Origin of the sequence: Butyricimonas hominis, from assembly GCF_014287455.1 — a bacterium.
GTDB lineage: Bacteria > Bacteroidota > Bacteroidia > Bacteroidales > Marinifilaceae > Butyricimonas > Butyricimonas muris.
Genome location: NZ_JACOOH010000011.1, coordinates 60,559 through 83,478, shown reverse-complemented (window position 1 = coordinate 83,478; position 22,920 = coordinate 60,559). Strand labels below are relative to the sequence as shown.

The 22,920-nt window shown below is 47.2% G+C and carries 16 protein-coding genes, 2 tRNA genes and 1 pseudogene; 12 read left to right on the top strand and 7 right to left on the bottom strand.

Annotation, left to right across the window (positions count from 1 at the left end; genetic code table 11):
• Window positions 1-22: 22 nt before the first annotated feature.
• The 4 genes from H8S64_RS20690 to H8S64_RS20675 form a co-directional block, all read right to left on the bottom strand.
• A complete protein-coding gene (locus tag H8S64_RS20690) occupies window positions 23-1,168 on the bottom strand; it encodes a FecR family protein (protein ID WP_186978547.1) in 1,146 nt (381 codons plus the stop codon).
• Window positions 1,169-1,429: 261 nt separating this feature from the next.
• Entirely contained in the window at window positions 1,430-1,987 is a 558-nt protein-coding gene (locus H8S64_RS20685) for an RNA polymerase sigma factor (protein ID WP_186978546.1), read from the bottom strand.
• A gap of 217 nt (window positions 1,988-2,204) precedes the next feature.
• The gene (gene rocD / locus H8S64_RS20680) at window positions 2,205-3,416 is read right to left on the bottom strand and encodes an ornithine--oxo-acid transaminase (protein WP_099294447.1); all 1,212 of its coding nucleotides are present in this window, start codon (window positions 3,414-3,416) and stop codon (window positions 2,205-2,207) included.
• A gap of 125 nt (window positions 3,417-3,541) precedes the next feature.
• On the bottom strand, window positions 3,542-7,930 hold the full coding sequence (locus H8S64_RS20675; protein ID WP_222621222.1) for a translocation/assembly module TamB domain-containing protein: 4,389 nt from the start codon (window positions 7,928-7,930) through the stop codon (window positions 3,542-3,544).
• A gap of 356 nt (window positions 7,931-8,286) precedes the next feature.
• Between H8S64_RS20675 and tsaD the strand changes: the two are divergent.
• The 11 genes and pseudogenes from tsaD to H8S64_RS20620 all read left to right on the top strand — a co-directional run.
• A pseudogene (gene tsaD, locus H8S64_RS20670) lies at window positions 8,287-9,303 on the top strand (tRNA (adenosine(37)-N6)-threonylcarbamoyltransferase complex transferase subunit TsaD); the annotation flags it as partial.
• A gap of 247 nt (window positions 9,304-9,550) precedes the next feature.
• A complete protein-coding gene (locus tag H8S64_RS20665) occupies window positions 9,551-10,480 on the top strand; it encodes an NAD(P)-dependent oxidoreductase (RefSeq protein ID WP_186978544.1) in 930 nt (309 codons plus the stop codon).
• A complete protein-coding gene (locus H8S64_RS20660) occupies window positions 10,480-11,109 on the top strand; it encodes a SagB/ThcOx family dehydrogenase (protein ID WP_186978543.1) in 630 nt (209 codons plus the stop codon). The genes H8S64_RS20665 and H8S64_RS20660 overlap by 1 nt, the downstream gene beginning before the upstream one ends.
• Window positions 11,110-11,872: 763 nt before the next feature.
• Complete coding sequence (locus H8S64_RS20655) at window positions 11,873-13,060, top strand: MFS transporter (protein WP_186978542.1); 1,188 nt, start codon at window positions 11,873-11,875, stop codon at window positions 13,058-13,060.
• Between the two features lie 185 nt (window positions 13,061-13,245).
• Complete coding sequence (locus H8S64_RS20650; protein ID WP_099291944.1) at window positions 13,246-13,998, top strand: outer membrane lipoprotein-sorting protein; 753 nt, start codon at window positions 13,246-13,248, stop codon at window positions 13,996-13,998.
• 1 nt (window position 13,999) lies between these two features.
• Complete coding sequence (locus tag H8S64_RS20645; protein WP_186978541.1) at window positions 14,000-15,214, top strand: ABC transporter permease; 1,215 nt, start codon at window positions 14,000-14,002, stop codon at window positions 15,212-15,214.
• The gene (locus H8S64_RS20640; protein WP_186978540.1) at window positions 15,211-16,443 is read left to right on the top strand and encodes an ABC transporter permease; all 1,233 of its coding nucleotides are present in this window, start codon (window positions 15,211-15,213) and stop codon (window positions 16,441-16,443) included. Before H8S64_RS20645 ends, H8S64_RS20640 begins: the two co-directional genes overlap by 4 nt.
• A gap of 104 nt (window positions 16,444-16,547) precedes the next feature.
• Window positions 16,548-17,231 (top strand): ABC transporter ATP-binding protein, encoded by a 684-nt coding sequence (locus H8S64_RS20635; RefSeq protein WP_186978539.1) that lies wholly within the window; start codon window positions 16,548-16,550, stop codon window positions 17,229-17,231.
• Window positions 17,228-18,385, top strand: coding sequence for a hypothetical protein (locus H8S64_RS20630; protein WP_186978538.1), 1,158 nt, complete (start codon window positions 17,228-17,230; stop codon window positions 18,383-18,385). Before H8S64_RS20635 ends, H8S64_RS20630 begins: the two co-directional genes overlap by 4 nt.
• Before the next feature lie 106 nt (window positions 18,386-18,491).
• Window positions 18,492-18,573, top strand: a tRNA-Tyr gene (locus H8S64_RS20625).
• Between the two features lie 5 nt (window positions 18,574-18,578).
• A tRNA-Gly gene (locus tag H8S64_RS20620) sits at window positions 18,579-18,651 on the top strand.
• Window positions 18,652-18,781: 130 nt separating this feature from the next.
• Here the strand turns inward: H8S64_RS20620 and H8S64_RS20615 are convergent.
• The 3 genes from H8S64_RS20615 to H8S64_RS20605 all read right to left on the bottom strand — a co-directional run bounded on the left by H8S64_RS20615 (window position 18,782) and on the right by H8S64_RS20605 (window position 21,001).
• A complete protein-coding gene (locus H8S64_RS20615; RefSeq protein ID WP_099291938.1) occupies window positions 18,782-18,979 on the bottom strand; it encodes a hypothetical protein in 198 nt (65 codons plus the stop codon).
• Between the two features lie 202 nt (window positions 18,980-19,181).
• Window positions 19,182-20,216 carry an AI-2E family transporter gene (locus H8S64_RS20610; RefSeq protein ID WP_099291937.1) on the bottom strand — a complete coding sequence of 345 codons (1,035 nt, stop codon included), beginning with the start codon at window positions 20,214-20,216 and terminating at the stop codon, window positions 19,182-19,184.
• 116 nt (window positions 20,217-20,332) lie between these two features.
• The gene (locus H8S64_RS20605; protein ID WP_099291936.1) at window positions 20,333-21,001 is read right to left on the bottom strand and encodes a Crp/Fnr family transcriptional regulator; all 669 of its coding nucleotides are present in this window, start codon (window positions 20,999-21,001) and stop codon (window positions 20,333-20,335) included.
• 221 nt (window positions 21,002-21,222) lie between these two features.
• On the opposite strand from H8S64_RS20605, the gene hcp reads away from it, so the two are divergent.
• On the top strand, window positions 21,223-22,866 hold the full coding sequence (hcp, locus tag H8S64_RS20600; protein WP_099294445.1) for a hydroxylamine reductase: 1,644 nt from the start codon (window positions 21,223-21,225) through the stop codon (window positions 22,864-22,866).
• Window positions 22,867-22,920: the final 54 nt, after the last annotated feature.

The window sequence follows — 22,920 nt, the reverse complement described above, 5'->3', positions numbered from 1 at the left end:
TTTGTTGCCCGGTTTCCCTTTTTTATTTAAACAAAATCACTGTATGCCCTTTTATATCATAATGTACATCTTTTAATCGCTCCAATAACTGCAAAAAAGTATTGATATTATCATACCGTTCCAAGCTACCCGTGTACTCCAAATCTCTTAGAGAATCATCCTGAAAAACGGCTTCTACCCCGTACCAACGTCCCAAAATATCCATGATAGCACCTAACGTCCTATTCTTAAAGACAAACAACCCGTCTTTCCATCCCACGTATTCCTCCACGTCCACCGTTCTTTTTTCCAACACCCCGGAAATGTGAACAACAGCCTGTTCGCCGGGAGCCAACAGCATATCTTCGTTATTTCTCGATGTAAACCGTACTTTACCGGATACCAGAGTCGTGTATCCCTCCTGTCCTTTATAGGCTCTTATACCAAACGAAGTTCCTAAAACGGTAATATCCCCCGTTTCCGTTTTAACCACGAACGGACGGGAATCTTTTTTCACGTCAAAGTATGCCTCCCCGTAAAGTTCCACGTGGCGGGTATCCCCGTTAAAACGAACCGGATATTTCAATTTGGAATCTGCGTTCAACCAAATCTCTGTCCCGTCGTCCAAACACACGTGACATTCCCCTCCTACCGGAACCTCCAACTCATTATATAACTCTTCCGACGTAGCCACCTCTGAAGAATATGAAAGATAACCTTCTTCATATTTCAAGACACTTCCTCCTGTTTCCTCGATCTCCAGACTCTCGCTACCGATAGGAACCATTCTCCCGTCTGCCAGTTTCAACATGGCAGTCTTGTTACCCGGGGGAATAATATGTTGTGCTGCGACCTGTTCTTTCACGGGTTCGATATTTTGTTCTCCTTTATATACAAGCACAAAAGCCAGAATAATCGCTGCTGCCACGGAAGAAGTCCACGCGATCAAACGACGATTTCTACGCTGCCGATGATAACCTTTCAATTTATTAAAAGCCGGTTTATACTCGTACTCGTCAAATTCTCGGAACTTTTCAACAAGAAAGGTTTCATCCGACAATTGTTCATAGGCCTTTTTTAAAGAATCATCGTCCAGAATCCCTTTCAACTCCTCCCCTTCCTCTCCGGTAAGGGATGAAGTAAAAGATTTTCGGAACAATTCGATCACTCTATGCAAATCCATTTTCATTCTTTATATTTTAGTCTGTCATATAACTCTTTAGCCACATCTCACGCATTATTTTACAGTATCAATAATGGATCGTTTTTTAATGGTTTCTACTTTACTCTAAACTCATTTTTTCCTTTTTTGCAAGTCACTTGATTTCAATTGCTTACTTTTTAACATGTTATTATTAACTGTGAAGATCGCTTCTATTAAAAAACGATCGTTTAATTGTATAATACATGAAAGTACCAAGAGTATGACAAAAAAGGAAAGTTTTTTCAATTAAATTAAAAATAATAGAACGGAGTCCTTCAACTTCTCTCGCAAATACTTGAAACTCCGGTTTTTTTGTGTTTTAACCGTGTGAATGGTCACGCCTAGTTTTTTCGCAATTTCCGGTCCGGAAAGTCCCTGTACACTCAATTCGATAATTTCACGGGCACCTTTCGGCAATTCCTTTATATAGTAGTATAATTGACGTAATAATTCATCCCGGACGGTTACCGCGAACATTTCATCAGAGAATTCCTCCTCAATTTCCAACACGATTTTCTGCTCGATTTCTTTGCGCAAACGGACATTCCGATTGTGAATCAAAGCATTATTATAACACGCCTTATAAAGATAAGACGTCAACTCCTTCATGTCCGCAAAACATCTGGAAGACTTCCACACCGCGACCAAAACATCCTGCACAATATCCTGTGCCTGATCCCTATCTCGTGTGATTCCATTCACATACGAACAAAGCACGGCATAATACGCCGCGTAAAGTTCTTCCCACGCCCTCATTTCCTTTCTATTAACACCTTCTAATAAAGCCTCGAAATCAATTGACATAAAAAGGATGTTTTAATCTAACAAATATACACTGAAAATTAATTTTTTCAACAATATGGATAAATAAAACACAAAAATAGAGGTGTGTTTGACACACCTCCAGTCTGTAAAGTCCATAAAGTCGAACCTTCGGTTCCTAAAGTCCGTAAAGTCAATGAATATCAACAAAACAATGATTTGACCTTACGGACCTTATAGACCTTACGGACTTTATGAACTACTCAAATTCCTTCAACGTCTTCTCGATAACTCCGATTGCTTCCAGCAACTGTTCCTCGTTGATAACCAGAGGCGGGGCGAAACGGATGATATGATCGTGTGTCGGTTTTGCCAACAAGCCGTTGTCACGGAGTTTCAAACAAACATCCCAAGCGGTCTTGCCGTTTTTCGGGGTAACCACGACGGCGTTCAACAAACCTTTACCACGCACGAGTCCGATCATATCCGATTTGATCTGTCCCACGCGTTCACGGAATATCTTACCCAATCTCTCGGCATTCTCGGCAAGTTTCTCGTCTTTAATCACTTGCAATGCAGCCATGGATACCCGACAAGCGATCGGATTACCGCCATAAGTGGAACCGTGTTCTCCCGGTTTGATCGTCATCATGATCTCGTCGTCTGCCAACACGCAGGAAACGGGCATCAAACCGCCGGAAATAGCTTTACCGAGGATCAACACGTCGGGACGTACCCCCTCGTGATCGCACGCCAGCATCTTACCCGTGCGGGCAATACCGGTCTGCACCTCATCGGCCATAAACAACACGTTGTGTGCCTTACACAAATCATAAGCTTTCTTCAAATAGCCCTCGTGCGGCACGTAAACCCCGGCTTCTCCCTGAATAGGCTCCAACAGGAATCCCGCCACGTTCGGGTCTTTTAAAGCCTCTTCCAACGCGGGAATGTCATCGTAAGGAATACGCACGAATCCGGGTGTAAACGGTCCGAATCCGGCATACGAAGAGGGATCGTTGGAAAGCGTCACGATAGTAATCGTACGACCGTGGAAATTATTCTCGCACACGATAATCTTTGCCTGATCGGCAGGAATACCTTTCACGTCATATCCCCAACGACGACAAAGTTTCAGAGCTGTCTCGTCCGCCTCTGCACCGCTATTCATCGGCAGCACCTTGTCGTACCCGAAATACTTGGTGATGTATTCTTCCCACTCTCCCAACACGTTGTTGTAAAAGGCACGGGAAGTCAGCGCCAGCGTTTTCGCCTGCTCGGTCATAGCCTCAACGATCTTCGGGTGGCTGTGTCCTTGGTTCACGGCAGAATAAGCCGAAAGGAAATCAAAATAACGTTTCCCGTTGACATCCCACACGTAGATTCCTTCTCCTTTTTCCAACACCACGGGTAGCGGGTGATAATTGTGGGCGCCATATTTCGCCTCACGATCCATGTACTCTTGTTCGGTCATTTTTTTCATAATATCATTTTAGTTAGGTTCGACGTTTTCACGTAACGAGCCCAATTTCACGAAAAAAAACCAAAAAAACAATGACAAACAATTGAAAATTGAAAATTGAAAGTTGAAAATTACAATTACTGCTTATTATCAGATGATTGCGAAGACTTCTTTTTCCGTTTAAAAATAGCCGTGTACTTGCGGAAGAGTTCCCGGAAGGTATCAAAGGCTTCCTGATAGGAAACACCGACACCCTGCACGGTCTCCGTGGCGTTATACGTGATCTTTTCGTTCGTGTGGGAATAAGCCTTCAGCTTCAACGTTCCCTGCTGGTTCAGCTTCACGTCCACGTCAAAGTCACCCGTGATAGAGGTATTCGAGTTCGTTTTCGACCCTTCCACCATGTTGCCGTTGGCGGAAATGGTCACGCGGTTGTTCCATATCTGGGTAGACAATGCCAACTCGAACTCGTTCGTCGTCACTTGGTCACCCGGGCGGTACGAGAAACCGATATCCAAATTATTGCTGATCTGCGACAACCAACGGGACACTTGATTCGACAGCAACTCGCTCGCCGTCGTTACCCCCATCTGGTAGCCCGTGTTGCGCTCCTCCTGCTCCGCATCCTTATCCAAATAATCGGGCGTGTAGAACTTGTTCAACAACAAAAGCGAGAACATTTGTTTGTTTACCTCGTCCTGACTGGAGAAAAGACTCTGCATCAAACTCCGCATCTGCACGTCGAGGGAGGGGAAATTAATCCCGAATTGCACGTTCGGGTTCATCAGATTGTCCCCCAGCTTCAACACGCATTCCACGGGAACTTTCGTGTTCTTGTCCATTGTCGTGTTCGTCCCCGCCAACAAATCACTCAGAGAAGTACGCAGGTTATAAATCGCGTTCACGTCAATCGTGGCGTCGTAAGGCGAACCGTTCCATTTGATACTTCCGCCGGGAGTCAACACGAACTTCTTGTTTATCAAGTTACTCAACGTGAAAAGATAATCTCCTTTCGCGATCTTGTACTCCCCGAACAAATCCAACTCGTTGTCCTTACCCAAGGTAAAGCGCAGATTACCGCTTCCCACGGTTTTCAGTATATCCCCGATCGTGGGGTCGAATATAATCTGCACCTCCAGATTGTCGTTCACCTCGATATTCGCGTTCAAGTCGAAATCGGATATCAGGGAAGACCGTTCCTCGAGCATCGCGGACTGTTCGCCGGGTTGACGGTTATTTATAAACCGCAGGATACTGCCGTCCTCCTCCGTCAAGGCGGAAGTCAAGGGTATATACAGCACGGAATGGGGTTCCGGCTTCAAATTGACAGACAGTGCGGAATTACCCGACAGATTATTCATCCGGGTTTGTCCCGTGATATACAACTGCCCGTAAAACGTCTCGCCTTGGGATTGCTTCGTGTTCAACACGCGGAAATTATTAAACTTCAAGTTTACATCATACTTGTTCTGTTGCAAATCGTAGAACCCGGAACAGACGGACGCCCGCCCCTTGGCATCGTATATTTTGAAATCATCAAGCACGATCCGATTATCCTTCACTGGGATACGGTCATGAATCATAAACGGCGTGTTCAGCATACTCAAGGTCAAAGCCACCGAGTCCATGGCCAGAAAACCGTTGATCGCCGCCGTCCGGCTCGTCCCTTTCATTTCCAACTCGCCGGACAATGTACCCTCCCCGCTTTTCAACATATCCGGGAAATAACGGGTCAGGTAATTCACGTCTATTCCCGAAAGCACGAGATTCATGTTCAGGCTGTCCGTGGACGGTTTATAATAACCGAACACGCTGAACGGCGCCTCATCGTTCTTCATCTGGTTGATCACGCTGACCTGCAAGGCACTGTTCGCCGCATCCCACTGGGACATCAGGTTCAACGTCCCCAAAGTATCCCGGTTAAGCCCCCAGCGGTCGATCTCCATATTCGCGTAAATAAGACGGTCGTTGTACGCATCCTGTATCGTGGCTTTCCCGTTTACCAACCCGAAAAGCTTCACTTTATTGTCAAAAAGAATATTATTGAACTCCGCCAAATTGAAATTATGGAACGCCATGGAGAGGGTATCCCGCTTGTTCCCGCTCACCCGTCCCCGCAGGGAAAAACTTTGCTCTCCCCGGCTGATCTTGAAATTATTCACGAAAATATCATCTCCCTCTTTCAATATCATGGAACGTCCCACCTGCCACACGCTATCCGCCATCACGATCGTGCTGGGCTGGATAAGCACCTGTGTCATGTGCCTGCCCCTGTAATTCAACAACCGGAGATTGGCGACCAGCGAGCCGCAATACGTCTCTTTCTCCCAGTTACTCCACGTCAGACGGTTCGTGACATTGTTCGTGTACACGTTCATCGTGTTGCGCACGTTATACAGTTTCCCGAAATTCAAGTATTTCAACTCGTCGGCAACACAGGTACAGATCAAGTTGGTACCGTTGCCCGCTACTTTCACCCTCGCGTCCCGCGTCTTCAGATCCCCGAAAGAGATCGTATCCGCTTCCAGTAACAGATTCGTCCGCCGGTCGGCATAATTGTATTCACACGATAAATTGACACCGCTCGAAAGTTTCAATCGCGGGTAAGCGACCCGCAGCAAAGGATTGACATTCTTCAACCGCACTTCGGCAATCAGATTGGTTCCTTCCGGCAATGGTTTATCCACCGCGTAGCGGTAAGCGGGCAAATAGGTCATGACAAAACTATTCCACAAATCCGACAATTCCAGCGAATGGAAAAATCCCTCCATGGTGACATCCCCCACTTCCGATTGCAGGTTCGAGTAACTATATTCTCCCAGCACGGTATTCGTCAATCTCACCGAATCCGTCGTGAACACCCCCCTCGTGTTCTCGTATTTCAAACGGGGTATGATTGCCTCGAACCAATTGTTGTCCTCTTGCATTTTCAGGTTCCCCGAGAAATCAAATTCAAACGATTCCTTTTCCCCGCAAACGGACTGTCCCCATGAATCCCATTGCCGGACATTCACGTACCCCCGCGCGTCCGCGATTTGAAGAGAATCCCCCATGACATAATTCAATTCGAAATCAGCTTGCAAACTATCGTTCTTCACGGACGACAGCAAATACAGGCGATCATTTTCCGTCCCCACCGAGAGGCGTACCCCCCGTAGCCGACCGTCGTACACGTCGAGGTATCCTAACGCACTCGACATCCCGAAACGAGAGGTGGAGTCACCCAGTACCCCGTTAAAGTTCGCGAACAGCGAACCGTTCTTCAAGAAAGACTGCCCCGTCAGAAAACCGAAATTCACCCGGAACAGGTTAGCCCGTCCCCCGTAACGATAATCTCCCGCGCTATCCAAAACATAGTTGAACACGAGAGAACCTTCCATTCCCGGGGTAACGCTTTTCGCATCCACGACAAAATCCTCGATCTTCCCCTTGAAAGTACCATCAAAAGTGAAATAATCATACTTGTGCAGCATTTCCGGTATCTTCACGTAACGGCTTTCCAGCCACGGCATATAAATAGCTTCCAGTTCGGGCGGCGAAATCCGCGTATCGGTAAATTCGATAGTGAAGTCCGTATCAAAAAAACGGGGCAACCCCTTGGAAACAAATGAACCGTGGAACACACTTTTCTCACCCAGATACACTTCCAGATTCTCGCCCTGCAAATTACTTATCGTGTTGAAAACCACGCCGCTCCCGTACAACACATTATTCATTCCCAGCAACTTGCCGTTAAAATAAGCTATATCATCGAAATGTACCCTTGAAGAGGTGAACACGTATCGTTGTTGCATCTTCGTGGTAAAATTACGCCAGTACTCCTGATCCGGAACCCAATTATACTCCAACGTATCCAGATGAGCCTCACTCCGTTCGGTCTGAATCAAGGTATTCGTGACCAACAGGTTATTATTCGTGGCGACAACCCTTCCCCCCATGTTAATCACCTCGAATCCGGATTTCTCCCTGAAACTCAACCCAGTAACCGTGGCCTCGTAACGTCCCTCCTTCGAGAACCTGATTCCGGAAATCATCACGTTTAAATCCCGGCAATCGACATCCGTCCAGTTAATCCCGTAGTCCACGGGTTCATAATCGTTCTCTATATACCGGAAACGACTGTTGAACAACGATATTCGGGTCAGGTTCACTTTCCACCCCAAAGGAGAGGCGGGCACCGTGTCCGTCATCGAGGCGGAAAGGGAATTGATTAACTCCTCAACGTTCGTGACGCTCTCCCCCCCGTCTTTCCTACGCTCGATCCACAAGTTAAACACGGCATTGTCGAAAGTCGCCTCCGTGATCGTGAATTTCCGTTTCACGAAACTCACCGAATCCACCCGCATCACGAGCCGCTCGCAAAACATCAGCGTATCCTGACGGCAGTCTTTCACGAACACATCACTCAGTATCAATGATTCTATCGGGCGAAATTCCACCCTCCCGATCGTGATCGTCGTTCCCGTCCGATCCTCCAAAATACGGGTAAAATAATCCACCAACTTCGTCTGAACGTACGGAGTCATCAAGGCAAAATAGGCCGCAAATGCCAAAAGCACAAGCACCATTACACACCGGGACAATATGGAGATTATTTTTTTTATACTTTCACCATTTAGTTTGCTTGCAAATTTAGTAATATTGCAGGAATAAATTCAATTGAAAATGGAAAGAGTTTATAAAGTTCATAAAGTTTATAAGGTTTATAAAGTTACGGGAGTCCTTCGGACTGTGTTTAACGGTAGCTTACGCTACCGTGGACAAAGTGCCCCGCAGGGGTCCATTTACTTTATGAACTTTATAAACCTTATAAACTTTATAAACCCCAAAGCCCGTGCGGCTGACAATCTAAAATCTAAAATCATTAAATCTAAAATATACCATGGGCGTTGTTATTCTAGGAATTGAATCATCTTGCGACGATACCTCGGCCGCGATACTAAAAGACGGGGTGGTACTCTCTAATGTCATTGCCAGTCAAAAAGTACACGAGGCTTACGGGGGAGTCGTTCCCGAACTGGCATCGAGAGCGCATCAACAAAATATTATCCCGGTCGTGGCGCAGGCCTTAAAAGTCGCAGGCGTCAATGCAGACGAAATCAATGCCGTCGCTTTCACCCGCGGACCGGGACTGCTGGGCTCTCTCCTTGTGGGAACTTCCTTCGCCAAGGGATTCGCTATCGCGAAACAAATTCCCATGATCGAGGTCAACCACTTGCAGGCACACATCCTCGCCAATTTCATCAAAGAACCGGGAGTGGAAGCTCGCCACCCGAAATTCCCGTTCCTGACGCTACTCGTGTCGGGCGGTAATTCCCAGATCATCGTGGTTCGCGACTATCTGGACATGGAAGTCATCGGGCAAACAATCGACGACGCCGCCGGCGAAGCCTACGACAAATGCGCCAAAGTCATGGGATTGTCCTATCCCGGGGGACCCGTGATCGACCGTCTGGCGAAAGAAGGGAACCCAGACCGTTTCACGTTCAACAAACCCAATATCCCGGGACTGGATTACAGCTTCAGCGGGTTGAAAACCTCGTTCCTGTACTTCATCCGAGACGAACTCAAAAACGATCCGGACTTCATCCAACATAACCTGAACGACCTTTGTGCCTCTTTACAGAAAACGATCGTCGATATACTCATGGCCAAACTTAAAAAGGCCGCCAAACAAACCGGAATAAAACAAATCGCCATCGGTGGCGGTGTGTCGGCAAACTCCGGGTTGCAAAAAGCCGTGTACGACGAGGGAACCCGCGCGGGCTGGGACGTATTTATCCCCCGCCTCGGCTTCTCGCTCGACAACGCCGGCATGGTCGCCGTCACCGGGTACTACAAATACCTCGCTTCGCAATTCATCGGATTGGACGCACCTGCTGACGCAAGGATGAGCTTGAACAATGGAAAATTGAAAGTTGAAAATGAAAAGATTCCCGAAGAATATTCCAGCTCCTCCTCTGTTTATAGAGGAAACCGGCGAGTAAGCGAGGGCAATAGGGAAGCTTGCTTCCTGATTGCCGAGCGTGAGCCGGTTCGAGACCGGCTTCCGGGCTCACTTGGACGCGAAGCGGACGGAGGAGTTTAATCTAAAATCTAAAATTATAAATCCTTCAATTTAAAATCTAAAATTTAAAATCAAAAATATGAAAGTTCTTGTTACTTACAACATTCCCCGCGAGTCATTCGCGAAACTTGGAAAAGAGCATACCGTAACTATGCCCGACGGCGAGTATTTCACCACCGAAGAATTAATCAAACTGGTACCCGATCACGATGTCATTCTCGGGATATTCACCCGCCCTATTGACAACAGCGTTATCGAGGCGGGCAAAAAACTGAAACTGATCAGTAATTTCGGCGTGGGCTACAACAACATCGACATTAAATTTGCCCGCTCGAAAGGAATAGCGGTATGCAATACCCCGAAAGCCGTTTGTTTCCCGACCGCGGAAATGGCAATGGGGCTCATGCTGAGCGCCGCCCGCCGTATCACGGAATGCGACCGCCGCATACGGGTAGAGAAAGAGAGCATGTGGGGCGTGATGAAAAACCTAGGCTTCACGCTGGAAGGACGCACCCTCGGGATCATCGGCATGGGAAATATCGGCAAGACCGTGGCACGACTGGCAGAAGCGTTCCACATGAACGTGATTTATTACAACCGCCGGAGCACGGTAGAAGGATACGAGAGAGTCGATCTTGACACCCTGCTGAAAAGATCGGATTTCGTTTCTATCCATACCCCGTTGACGGACGAAACCCGCCACATGATCGGCAAGCGGGAAATAGAACTGATGAAGCCGACCGCTATCCTCGTGAACACCGCCCGCGGAGCCGTCATTAACGAAAAAGAACTGGCAACCTGCTTACAAAACAAAACGATAGCCGGGGCAGCCCTCGACGTTTTCGAAGACGAACCACACGTGACGGAAATGCTCTACGGACTGGATAACGTGATCCTCGCCCCACACAACGCAACAGGCACTATCGACACGCGTATAGCCACCGGGCAGGAAGCTGTCGATAACATCCTGAATTTCTTTAACGGTACACCAACTAACGTAGTAAACTAATGAAAACAATTATTACAATGCTCGTGCTTACATTCATGGGAAGCACCATGAATGCTCAAAACATCAAGTTACCCGCACCGCAGAAAACCGAGGGAAAATCACTCGCCGAATGCCTGAACGAACGGCAAACATCCCGTGATTTTGACACGAAAAAACTACCCCTGCAAGACCTTTCCGACCTCGTGTGGGCAGCGAACGGCCTTAACCGCCCGGAGATCGGCAAACGTACCGTTCCGACCGCCACGAACTGGCAGGAAATGGTACTCTACGTGGCGACAGCCGACGGCATCTACCGCTACAACGCCGAAAAACACGAACTGAAACTCGTGAAGAAAGGCGACTACCGGAAAGAATGCGGCCCGCAACCTTTCATGACGGTAGCTCCCGTGTGTTTCATCTATGTAGCCAACCACGACAAAGAGGGACGTATCTCCGATCCGGAGCAAAAGCTACTGTACTCCAACCACCACGCCGGGTACATGGCTCAAAACGTGTACCTCGTTTGTGCCGCCAAGGACATGGCAACCGTGACAATCGGTTCCGTCAACAGAGAGGCTCTAGCGAAAGTGATCGGTTTACCCAAGAACAACTTCGTGATCTACACCCAACCTATCGGGTACAAAAAGTAGATTTTCAAGTCGCCTTCGGCGACTTGAAAAGTTGCAGGTTACATTCGCCTACGGCGAGTCACAAGTTGTGTTACCGGCGTTTGGGACTGTAACTTAGCTCTCCCTCTGTTTATAGAGGGAGTACGGCGAAGCCGGGAGGGAGTTCTTGGATTTAGTGATTCAATAATTGTCGATTTAGTGATTAACGAAGCGTTGGCAAGTGGAGAGAAATCATTCAATCTAAAATCACTCAATCACTTAATTAATAAACTCCTCCGTCGGCTACGCCTCCTCCTCCTCTATAAACAGAGGAGGATCTGAAATACTATCTCCAATGCAGGAAAAGTAACCTGTAACTTGCCGAAGGCAAATGCAACCTGTAACTCGCCGAAGGCGACTATAAAAAAGTTCGCATACAATAGGTTTACCCCATATATATCCTATTGATTCACAGTGGATACATGCCTTGTTATTCTATTGTCATTCTATTATTATTTTATTATTATACTATTTTAATAGAGTAATAGTAGAATAACAATAAAATAATTAGTAAATTACAACCAGAGATACCTTAGAATATCCCTAGGGATACACGGGGAAAAGATATAAAAAATGAAAGAAGCGTTGGTAGGTGGGAAGCAATCTACAATTGTTAAATCTAAAATTAATTCCCCTGCTTCCATCACTAGATTAAAGTTCTTTTTCGCCAAAATACATTATCTTTGTCCCCCGAACAATGCCCTCCGCCCACCACAGGACCCAAGGACAAAATAAAACAGCAAGTATGTACACGACACAAACACGGGAGAAGCTATGGACTTCCAATTTCATTTTAGCGTTCCTCGGGAATTTCTCGATTTTTTTCGCGTTCTACCTGCTACTGCCTGTACTTCCTTTCTATTTGATAGAAAAATTTAACGCAGACAGCGCATTAATCGGTACGATTCTCGCTTCCTACACGTTGACAGCACTACTCACTCGTCCGTTTTCCGGCTTCCTCGTGGATTACTTCTCTCGGAAACCGTTGCTCGTCACCTGTTATTTCGTCTTCGTGGGCTTCTTCGCCGGGTACATCGTCGCGGGGACACTCCTGCTTTTCGCTATATTGCGTGCCGTCCACGGGTTCTCGTTCGGCATGGTCACGGTGTCGAACTCGACCATGGCGATCGACGTGATGCCTTCATCCCGGCGTAACGTGGGGATCGGGTACTACGGGCTGTCCACGAATATCGCGATGGCACTGAGTCCCACCCTATCCCTTTTCCTGCATGACAATTACGGGAATTACGACTATATATTCCTGTGTTCCCTGTTGACCGGAACTTTCGGGCTAATCTGTGTTTCCCTCATCAAGGCCCCGGAGAAAATCACGTCCGCGGGGGAACCGATCTCGCTAGACCGTTTCTTCCTTCTGAAAGGCATTCCCGCGGGAATAAACATCGCTCTCCTGTCTTTCATCTACGGCATCATGTCTACCTACGTCGCTATCTACGGCGAACAAGAGGTACACATTAAATCGGGTACCGGGTTTTTCTTTATGCTAATGGCATTCGGGCTTATCACTTCCCGGTTACTGTCCGCCGGCCAGATGAACCGGGGACACTTGACGCGAACGATTCTGCTGGGCATCTTGTTCATGATCACGGGATTCTCGTGCTTTATATTCCTTAAAACGATACACTTCTTTTACCTGTCGGCATTCTTGATCGGAATGTCGTACGGTTTCGTCTGTCCGGCATTCCAAGCCATGTTTATCAACCTCGCGAGGCATAATCAGCGAGGCACCGCGAACTCGACTTACCTCACGTGCTGGGATATCGGTTTAGGCGCGGGTGTATTCCTCGGCGGGTATATCGCCAAAGCCTCGAACTACACGACGGCCTATCTCGTGGGATTGGGACTGGTCATTCTGGGACTCATTTTATTCCAAACACTTACCGCGTCATACTACACGCGCCATAAATTGCGTTGAGGTCCACGAGACGGAGAAGATAGTCTTTTCCATTTTCCATTTTCAATTAAATCTTGTCACCCGTTTTCTAATTTTTCCTGTCGTAAATAAGACTTTAAAAATTAATGTAAATGAAGTACCCTATTTTAAGACCTCGTTCGTTATAGACGAGAAAGACGAAATATAACTAAACTAATAACAGCAAGATGACTAGAAGATTAATCATTACCTGTTGCGTGTTGCTATTCGGCGGAAGCCTGCACGCACAAGAACTCACCGCGAAGGAAATCATGGAGAAAGTGACGAGTAACAAACAAGGAGAAACTCTTTACTCGGAAGTCACCATGACAATCGTACGCCCGACGTGGACAAGGGAAGTCGGTATAAAAAACTGGACGAAAGGAGAGAAATATTCACTCATCCTCATCACCTCACCAGCGAAGGACAAAGGACAAGCGTTCTTGAAAAGAGAAAAAGACTTGTGGAACTGGATGCCGAGCATCGACCGGATGGTAAAAATGTCCTCGTCCGTTATGGGACAATCGTGGATGGGAAGCGATTTCACGAACGACGATATGACGAAACACTCGTCCAAGATAGAAGACTACACGCACGAGCTGAACGGAACGGAAGAAGTGAGAGGACACGAGTGCTACAAACTGACGCTGGTTCCCAAGGAAGACGCCGCCGTGGTGTGGGGCAAAATCGTGGTGTGGATTACCAAGAAAGACTTTATCGAGGTCAAATCCGAATTTTACGACGAGGACGGCGTGCTGATCAACACGTACAACGGTCATGACATCAAAGAAATACAGGGACGGAAAATTCCCACCCGACTGGAAGTCATCCCGGCTGACAAGCCGAACCAGAAGACCGTTCTGACCGTACACAAGAACGAGTTCGACAAGCCCATGAGTGATAGTTTCTTTTCCCAACAAAACATGAAAAAACTCCGGTAACATGATAAAACTCGCTTGGCGAAATATATGGCGTAATTCCCGCAGAACGGGAATCACGGTGGCATCCGTGTTTTCCGCCGTGTTATTCAGCATTTTGACAATATCCTTGTCCGATGGCAGCTGGAACAAGTTAATGGATAACTTGTTGCGCACGCAAGTCGGACACATCGAAATTCACCGGCAGGGATACTGGGAAGAGAAGAGTATCGACAATTACATGACCATGGATGCCGCCATGATCGAACAACTCCGCACCCTCCCCCACATCACGAACGTATCGCCCCGGGTGGAAACGTTCGCCATGATTTCCTCGGATAAAACCACGAAAGGCGTCGGTATCGTGGGCATCGATCCCGCGCAAGAAGAACTCAAATCGTCGTTGTCACAACGAGTGACACGAGGGAAATACCTCCGGCAAGACGATGACGGGATACTGCTCGGCAAGGGGTTGAGCGAATACCTGCAAGTGGAAGTCGGCGACACGGTAGCCCTCATGGGACAGGGATACCACGGGACGAACGCTATCGGGTTGTTCCCCGTACGCGGGATCGTGTCGATCATCATCCCGGAAATGGACAAAGGATTCCTCTACATGACATTGCCCGCCGCCCACGCGTACATCAATATGCCGGACGGGTACAGCGGGATGCTCATATCCATTGACGAGGACGAGAACCAAGAGAAAGCCTTTGCCGCCGTGCAGGAGCGAGTGGCAGGCGCACCGTACGACGTGATGCGATGGCAGGAATCAATGGAAAGCCTGCTGACACAGTCGAGAGCGAACAAAGTATTCTCGAAAATCATCATGTTTATCCTGTACGTGATCGTGGGTTTCGGCATCCTCGGGACGGTGATCATGATGACGAACGAACGCCGGCACGAGTTCGGGGTGGTCGTGGCACTGGGAATGAAACGGCAAATCCTCTCAAACGTGGTATGCCTTGAATTGTTTTTCATGACGCTGCTGGGCGCGTGTCTGGCTATCGCGGTGAGCATTCCTATCACGTATTATTTCAGCTATTACCCGATACAGCTCACGGGAGAACTGGCGGAAATCGCCCTCGGTTACGGCATGGAGCCCGTGATACCCACGGCGACAAGCACGTATATTTACGTGAACCAAGCCTTAGTGATCTTGTTTATCACGTGCCTGACAAGCATTTACCCCATCAGTAAAATACTCCGTTTAAAAGTCAATAAAGCCATACGCCCATGAAAATAACTTTAATGCTCGTGCGCCTGTCATGGAAAAACATCTGGCGCAATAAATTCCGCAGTATACTTATCCTTAGCGCAATAGCTATCGGGTTGTTCGCGGGAACCTTCACCATAGCATTCGTCACGGGTTGGGGACGGGCAACAATCGAGACAGAAATATGCAATCAACTATCGCACACGCAGATACACACGCCGGAATTTAGCTACAATTACGACATCAACTCGTACTTCACGCGGGATAGGGTGAAACCGATAATAGATTCCGTGACGGGATTGGAAAGCGTCACGTACCGCTTGAAACTGTACGGGGTGCTTGCCTCCGCCTCGAATACCGTGGGGGCTTTCGTGCACGCTATCGACCCGGCGGAAGAGAAAGCAACCACCACGCTCCACCAGTATATCCCCGATTCGCTGGGGACATTTCTGGAAAGCGGCAAATTACCCGTCGTCATCAGCCAACGGGTAGCCAAGAAACTGAAAGCGCGCTTGCGGTCAAAAGTAGTACTTTCCATTCAAGACGTGAACGGTGATATGCAAAGCATGGCGTTCCGCGTGGGCGGAATATTCAAAACAAATAACAGCATGTTCGACGAGTCCACGATCTTTGTCAGGAAAAGCGACATCCTCCCCTACACCGGTCTGCCGGAAGACGCCGCCCACGAGGTAGCGATACTCGCCGCCAGTGTTGACGAGGGGAAAAAGGTCACGGAAGCCGTGACTGCCGCGCTCCCGGACATGGACGTGCAAGGATGGAACAAACTCCAACCCGCCCTCGGGCTGATGTACGCGTGGACAGACCTGATCAACGTGATCATTCTGTCGATATTCCTGATAGCCCTCTCGTTCGGTATCGTGAACACGATGCTCATGGCTGTACTGGAACGGACGAAAGAACTGGGGGTACTCGCCTGCATCGGGATGAACAAACGAAACATATTCAAAATGGTGATGTTCGAGACACTATGCCTCACCGTCGTGGGGAGTGCCGCCGGTATCCTGCTGGCACTCTGGGTAATCGGGTACACGGGGCAACATGGTATAGATCTCGGGTTCATGCTCAACGCGAATTACGAACGATTCGGGTTCAGTTCGGTCGTCTACCCGTTCTTATTCCCTAAAGCCTTCATGGAAATCGTTATACTCGTGGTTATCACGGGCATCGTGTCAGCGATCTACCCCGCCCGAAAAGCGCTGAAGATCAATTCATGGGAAGCTACAAAGAGTTAAAGAGAGCTTGAAAGACGGTAATAGAAATCAAGAATGTAGAATGAAGCGTTGGCAGGTGGGGAGAAATCTAAAATCTAAAATTTAAAATCTAAAATTAATGTGTCATGCCAATTATAGAAACTAAAAACTTATACAAGACTTACAAAGACGAAATGTCTGAAGTACACGCTGTCGATGATGTCAATATCAGTATCTCCGAGGGAGAATTCACGGCCATCGTGGGACCTTCGGGTTCCGGGAAGACCACCTTGTTGAACCTGATCGGGGGACTGGACACGCCGACCTCCGGCAACTTATATATCGACGGGCAGGATATCTCGCTATTGAAACCCAAAGAAATGGTCGATTTCCGTTTACACAATATCGGGTTTGTATTCCAGTCTTTCAATCTTATCCCCGTGTTGAGCGCCAAGGAAAACGTCGCGTTCGTCATGGAATTGCAAGGACGCAAAAAAAGCGAACGGGACGAGCGTGCCCAAGAATTGCTGGAATCCGTCGGTTTGGGAGATCGCGCCAACAGCCGCCCCTCCAAGCTTTCCGGGGGACAACAGCAACGCGTGGCAGTAGCCCGCGCGCTGGCATCAAAACCCAAATTCATCCTCGCCGACGAACCGACAGCAAACTTGGATAGTAAATCCGCGGAGAATCTTCTGGACATGATGGAAAAGCTGAACGAGAAGGAGAATATCACGTTCGTGTTCTCCACGCATGACCCTCGAATCATGGCAAAAGCAAGGCGAATCATTACCCTTGAAGACGGTAAAATCATAAACGACATCGTGAAATGAAAAAATATATTGTTCTTTTTTGTGTTATCATTTTGTCAAAGAACCTCTTCTCGCAAGAGGTTCAAAAACCCGAATTCTCGGGCTACGTGAACGAAATGTTTTCCATGTTCACCGAGAATCTGGACGATTCATGGTACTGGCAAAACATCGTGCACAACCGCCTGACATTCGGTTGGCAACCCGGGGAATGTTGGAGAATCGACGCAGGAATACGAAACCGATTGTTTAGCGGCGACTTTCTCGACATTCCCGGGTACGCCAAAAGAATGGAAACGGACAATGGCTACATGGATTTATCGTGGAACATCATGGACGAAAAGAATGCCCTGTTGAACCTGACCTGCGACCGCCTCTATTTCACTTTTGAGAAAGGGAGATGGTGCCTGAAACTGGGCAGGCAACGGGTAAACTGGGGACAAACTTTCGTGTGGAACGCGAATGATCTCTTCAACAGTTACTCGTTCTTCGACTTCGACTACATCGAGCGTCCCGGTTGCGACGCGTTCCGGGGAACGTATTATCACGACGAAACTTCTTTCAGCGAAGTCGTTGTTTCTCTCGACAACTCGAAAAAGGTTACCGCCGCCTTTTTACACCACGGTACGATCAAAAACTTCGACTTCCAAGTCATGGCAGGGATTCAATCGGAAGACGACTTTGTCATCGGCGGGGCCATGACCGGAGATATCAGGGGCGTGAACCTGCGCGGGGAACTCGCTTATCGCCAACCACTGGACAACTTCGGTAAATCGAGCGGTATCATCGAGGCTTCCTTCGGTGCCGATTACCTGTTTTCCAATAAAATCATGTTACAGGGAGAAGTGATGTACAATAATAAAGAGAGTATTTTCTCGTTGAAGAATATCCTCAAATTCGTACTCAATCCCTCGTCGGCAAACATCATGACCGCCATGAACGATTGGAACGCCGTCGCGATGGTCTTCTATCCCCCAACCGACCGATTGTCACTATCCCTGTCGGGGATGTACATGTCCGGACTGGAAACTTGTTTTGCCGGATTTATCATGGATTATTCCCTGTGGAACAACCTCGATTTCTCCATTATCTCACAGTATTTCACCACAGTAGACGACACCATCCCCATCGACGTGAGAGCGTGGTTCGGTTTCGCCCGCCTAAAGTTTTCATTCTAACCCCAAGATTTATCGCTAAAAACTACAAAAAAAAAATAACTCTAACTATTGCGTCAAAACCAAAAAGCTGTATATTTGCAGCCGAAACAAATGTTCTTTGAACAAAGGGGAGATACCAAAGTGGCCAACTGGGGCTGACTGTAACTCAGCTGACATCGTCTTCGTAGGTTCGAATCCTGCTCTCCCCACATTCGCGGAAATAGCTCAGTCGATAGAGCACTAGCCTTCCAAGCTGGGGGTCGCGGGTTTGAGTCCCGTTTTCCGCTCTCATTTTAAAGCACTTACAAAAGTAAGTGCTTTTTGCTTTTAAACGGTTTTCATGAAGTTTTGAGCATTTATTTAAACCAAGGTTTAAACCGAATTCAGGATAGTGTAATGCCTCCTGAAATATAATATTCACGGATGTCTTTTTTTATAATTCTCTATACGAATATCTCTTTCTTCTTGAGGCATATCGGCAGGAAATTCAAAGGTTGTTCGTGCACTGATTGTCACGTGAACTACCTCTCCGACTTTTTTCTTGTACTCTTTAAGTACGTTATCTACTGACTGCATAGATTGATATTTCTCGGGACGCACGTTATCACTTTTCATTTCTTGAATTTTATATATTAAAATACATTACCTTCATCAAGTACAGATTTTTATTTGTACTTGGTCTAAAACCACGGATTAGAGAAAGAGGACAATTAAAGGTGAGCGCTACTTTATAATAATAAAAAGAAGGACTGAAACAATAATGATTCAAAACTCTAAATCGTATCAAAGATAATACAATATTTGAATAAAACAAATTCTATTCCTTGATTTTATGAATATAACGTGAATCACCACCCAAATACTCTTCTTTAAATATATTCACGCAGAAAGCGAAAATAGCTAACAAGAGGGGGCCGAAAATCACACCCATAAAACCGAATAACGAAAGCCCGATAATCACACCGAAGATCGTGATCAAAGGATGCGTGTCCGCCATTTTCTTTTGCAGCATAAAACGCACGAGATTATCCACGTTGGCAATCACGACAACCGCGTAAATTGTCAAACCGATAGCGGCTCCCCAGTGTCCCGACAACCCGAGAAACAGAGCCAGCGGTATCCATATTAATGCCGTCCCCACGATCGGGATAATCGTGGCAAAACAAGAAAGGAATCCCCAAAGAAAAGGGTTCGGCACCCCGAAAATAAAATACCCGATCATCGCAACTATCCCTTGTATCAATGCCAACAACGGGATACCGATGGCATTGGACTTCACGATCATGTTGAACTCGTGCAGAATATTCCGTTTATTCCGTTTATTAAAAGGCAGAATATCACTCACGTACTCTTCCATTCGGGTTCCCCCGATCAGCATAAAATAAAGCACGAAAAGAAGCACAACCACGTTAATGGCGAAACTACTGATACTCCCCATTAACATTTGCCCTATCTTGGGCAACATCGAAAGTAAAGAATCCACGTTTTCCTTACTCATCACGTCATACCCGACACGTTGTTCGATAAGATCCGCCACGTGTTCGACAGGCGCAATCAGGCTATGGGGATCAAGATTGATTGCCTGCAACTTGTTCACGAATACCCAAACCACCAGAGACAATGGCACGAGGAAGCAAAGAATGGTTTCCATAAGCAAGAGCACCGCCATCCAACTCCGACGCATACGTTTTTTTAGTGTTAGGTATAACATCTGACCGCGTAACAAGATATAAATAGTCATCGCTCCCAGTATACCGCTGATAAACGGTAACGCCTCAAAAAATATAATCGTCCCCAACAACAGAATAATGATCACGAGGGAATATCTCCAGTATTGTTCTTTCAAGCTCATATTACTTTATTTACAGTTAATCAAATCGTCAGCAAACAGATGAATCATACTGTCCGCCTACACCGTTTTTTAACGAAATAAAGAATAAAAATGTTATTATTAAACTGCTGAAATTATTACATCATTGCCCGGCGCAAAGCTTGTCGGTCGAGAATGGCTATCTCCCGGCGATTCACGACAATTAATCCCTCGTCCGCCAACTCGTACAATACCTTTGCCAACGCGGGACGGGTAACCCCGAAATACTCTGCCAGTTCTTGTTGCGATTTATCCAACACGACGTTCTCGTTCCCGGCAGAAGCCAGCTCCAGTATGTAATGGATTAATTTTCCCCGAATCGTTTTGAAAGAAAGGAATTGCAATCGTCCCGTCAAGAATGTTGTCCGGTTGGAGTTGACGGAAAGAAAGTTCCGCATGAAGACTTCGTAACGCGCCAACTGTCGGAATACCGATTCTTTCGTGGCGATAAAAACCTCGGTTGCTTCCGCCACCGTTGCCGTCACCGGGAAATGGTTGTCTCCGGCGAAAAGGAACGCGGGAGCAAGAGCCCGCGGCGCCCGTATCGTTTCAATACGCAACATAGCTCCCGAATCGTCGGTCATCTCCGCCTTTACTTCCCCTTCCAACAGAATATACAGAAAACGGCAAGCTTCCCCCTGCCGGAACACGACCTCGTCCCGACCGTAATTTTTGACCGTGTAATCAAACCCCTCTAAAAAGCGTTCCCGTTCATTCTCCGGGATACCGACACATAGCGGACAATCAAAAAAACGAACTAATGCCATACCTGTAAACTTTTGATACTCTCGCGAATGTAGTACTTTATCCCCAGCATTCCATTTTTACCCGTCCTCTTTTTTAACCTTTACACGAATTCACCGTACAAATTATTGAAATTTAAACTCGGTTTGTAATTTATATTACAATTATTGTTTCCTCGCACCCTTACATTCGCGATAAACAAGAGAAAAATAATATTCATTTAACACACTAGACTATGGAAAAAATGTTTTGTTATCAATGCCAAGAAACCGCGAAAGGTACGGGATGCACCGTACGCGGCGTATGCGGAAAAACTCCCGACGTGGCTAATTTACAGGATTTACTGTTATTTGTACTGAAAGGAATCGCCCATTACCGGGTACAATTACGAGCTTTAAACGCCGTGGACCACACTGCCGACCGTTTCATGCTCGATGGTCTTTTCATGACAATCACGAACGCCAATTTCGACAAGCAACGTTTCATCGACAAGATCAAAGCGGCACTCGAATTGCGGGAGCAATTGAAACAAACCTTCCTCGCAAAAGGCGGAAAAATCGAAAACATCACTTTTGAAGGTGCACACTGGACAGCCTCCACGCCGGAAGAAATGGAAGCAAAAGCCGGAAACGTCGGGGTATTATCCACTGAAAACGAAGACATCCGTTCTTTACGCGAATTGCTTACCTACGGCATGAAAGGCATGGCAGCTTACACGGAGCACGCTCACAATCTCGGTCACGAGAATCCCGGCATATACGAATTTATAGACCGGGGATTGGTTGCCACGACCATTCCGCTCTCCGCAGACCAACTCGTGCAGATGGTTCTGGAATGCGGTAAAAACGGGGTGGACGCCATGGCATTACTTGACAAAGCAAACACGGACACGTACGGGAACCCGGAAATCACGAAAGTGGACATCGGTGTCAGAAAGAACCCGGGCATATTGATTAGCGGACATGACTTGAGGGATTTATACGAATTGCTGGAACAAACCGAAGGCACAGGAGTTGACGTGTACACGCACAGCGAGATGCTTCCCGCCCACTATTATCCCGCTTTCAAGAAATACAAACATTTCGCCGGGAACTATGGTAACTCGTGGTGGCGTCAGGTATATGAATTCCAACACTTCAACGGTCCGATGCTTTTCACCACGAACTGTATCGTTCCCCCGCATCCGGATGCCAACTACAAGGATCGGGTATACACGACCGGCTCAGCCGGATTCCCCGGCTTCAAACACATCGAGAGAAAACCGGGACAACCCAAGGATTTCAGCGAGATCATAGAGCACGCGAAGAAATGCCCGCCACCGGAAGAAATCGAAAATGGCAGCATCATTGGCGGATTCGCCCACAACCAAGTATTCGCTTTAGCTGACAAGGTTGTAGAAGCCGTAAAATCAGGTGCTATCCGCAAATTCTTTGTTATGGCAGGATGTGACGGTAGAATGAAGGGGCGTGAATACTATACCGAGTTCGCGCAAAAACTCCCGAAAGATACAGTAATCCTTACCGCCGGGTGTGCCAAGTACCGTTATAACAAACTTCCCCTTGGAGATATCAACGGGATACCCCGTGTATTGGACGCCGGACAATGTAACGACAGTTACTCGCTCGCCGTTATCGCACTCAAATTGAAAGAAATATTCGGCGTGGAAGACGTTAACCAGCTTCCTATCGTTTACAACATCGCGTGGTACGAGCAAAAAGCTGTTATCGTACTTCTGGCGCTACTTTATCTTGGCGTGAAGAATATCCACCTCGGACCGACTCTCCCGGGATTCCTTTCCCCGAACGTGGCAAAGGTTCTGATCGACAAATTCGGCATCGCCGGTATAACCACGGCAGACGATGACTTGAAATTTTTCTTGGAGAACTAAGAAAGAGTTTATAAAGTTTGTAAGGTTTATAAAGTTTGTAAAGTTAGGACCCCA

What these genes read in the sequence shown, in the direction of transcription:
- H8S64_RS20690 (WP_186978547.1), bottom strand. Translation starts at nt 1,168, where the DNA reads ATGAAAATGGATTTGCATAGAGTGATCGAATTGTTCCGAAAATCTTTT.
- H8S64_RS20685 (WP_186978546.1), bottom strand. Translation starts at nt 1,987, where the DNA reads ATGTCAATTGATTTCGAGGCTTTATTAGAAGGTGTTAATAGAAAGGAA.
- rocD (WP_099294447.1), bottom strand. Translation starts at nt 3,416, where the DNA reads ATGACCGAACAAGAGTACATGGATCGTGAGGCGAAATATGGCGCCCAC.
- H8S64_RS20675 (WP_222621222.1), bottom strand. Translation starts at nt 7,930, where the DNA reads ATGACTCCGTACGTTCAGACGAAGTTGGTGGATTATTTTACCCGTATT.
- H8S64_RS20665 (WP_186978544.1), top strand. Translation starts at nt 9,551, where the DNA reads ATGAAAGTTCTTGTTACTTACAACATTCCCCGCGAGTCATTCGCGAAA.
- H8S64_RS20660 (WP_186978543.1), top strand. Translation starts at nt 10,480, where the DNA reads ATGAAAACAATTATTACAATGCTCGTGCTTACATTCATGGGAAGCACC.
- H8S64_RS20655 (WP_186978542.1), top strand. Translation starts at nt 11,873, where the DNA reads ATGTACACGACACAAACACGGGAGAAGCTATGGACTTCCAATTTCATT.
- H8S64_RS20650 (WP_099291944.1), top strand. Translation starts at nt 13,246, where the DNA reads ATGACTAGAAGATTAATCATTACCTGTTGCGTGTTGCTATTCGGCGGA.
- H8S64_RS20645 (WP_186978541.1), top strand. Translation starts at nt 14,000, where the DNA reads ATGATAAAACTCGCTTGGCGAAATATATGGCGTAATTCCCGCAGAACG.
- H8S64_RS20640 (WP_186978540.1), top strand. Translation starts at nt 15,211, where the DNA reads ATGAAAATAACTTTAATGCTCGTGCGCCTGTCATGGAAAAACATCTGG.
- H8S64_RS20635 (WP_186978539.1), top strand. Translation starts at nt 16,548, where the DNA reads ATGCCAATTATAGAAACTAAAAACTTATACAAGACTTACAAAGACGAA.
- H8S64_RS20630 (WP_186978538.1), top strand. Translation starts at nt 17,228, where the DNA reads ATGAAAAAATATATTGTTCTTTTTTGTGTTATCATTTTGTCAAAGAAC.
- H8S64_RS20615 (WP_099291938.1), bottom strand. Translation starts at nt 18,979, where the DNA reads ATGAAAAGTGATAACGTGCGTCCCGAGAAATATCAATCTATGCAGTCA.
- H8S64_RS20610 (WP_099291937.1), bottom strand. Translation starts at nt 20,216, where the DNA reads ATGAGCTTGAAAGAACAATACTGGAGATATTCCCTCGTGATCATTATT.
- H8S64_RS20605 (WP_099291936.1), bottom strand. Translation starts at nt 21,001, where the DNA reads ATGGCATTAGTTCGTTTTTTTGATTGTCCGCTATGTGTCGGTATCCCG.
- hcp (WP_099294445.1), top strand. Translation starts at nt 21,223, where the DNA reads ATGTTTTGTTATCAATGCCAAGAAACCGCGAAAGGTACGGGATGCACC.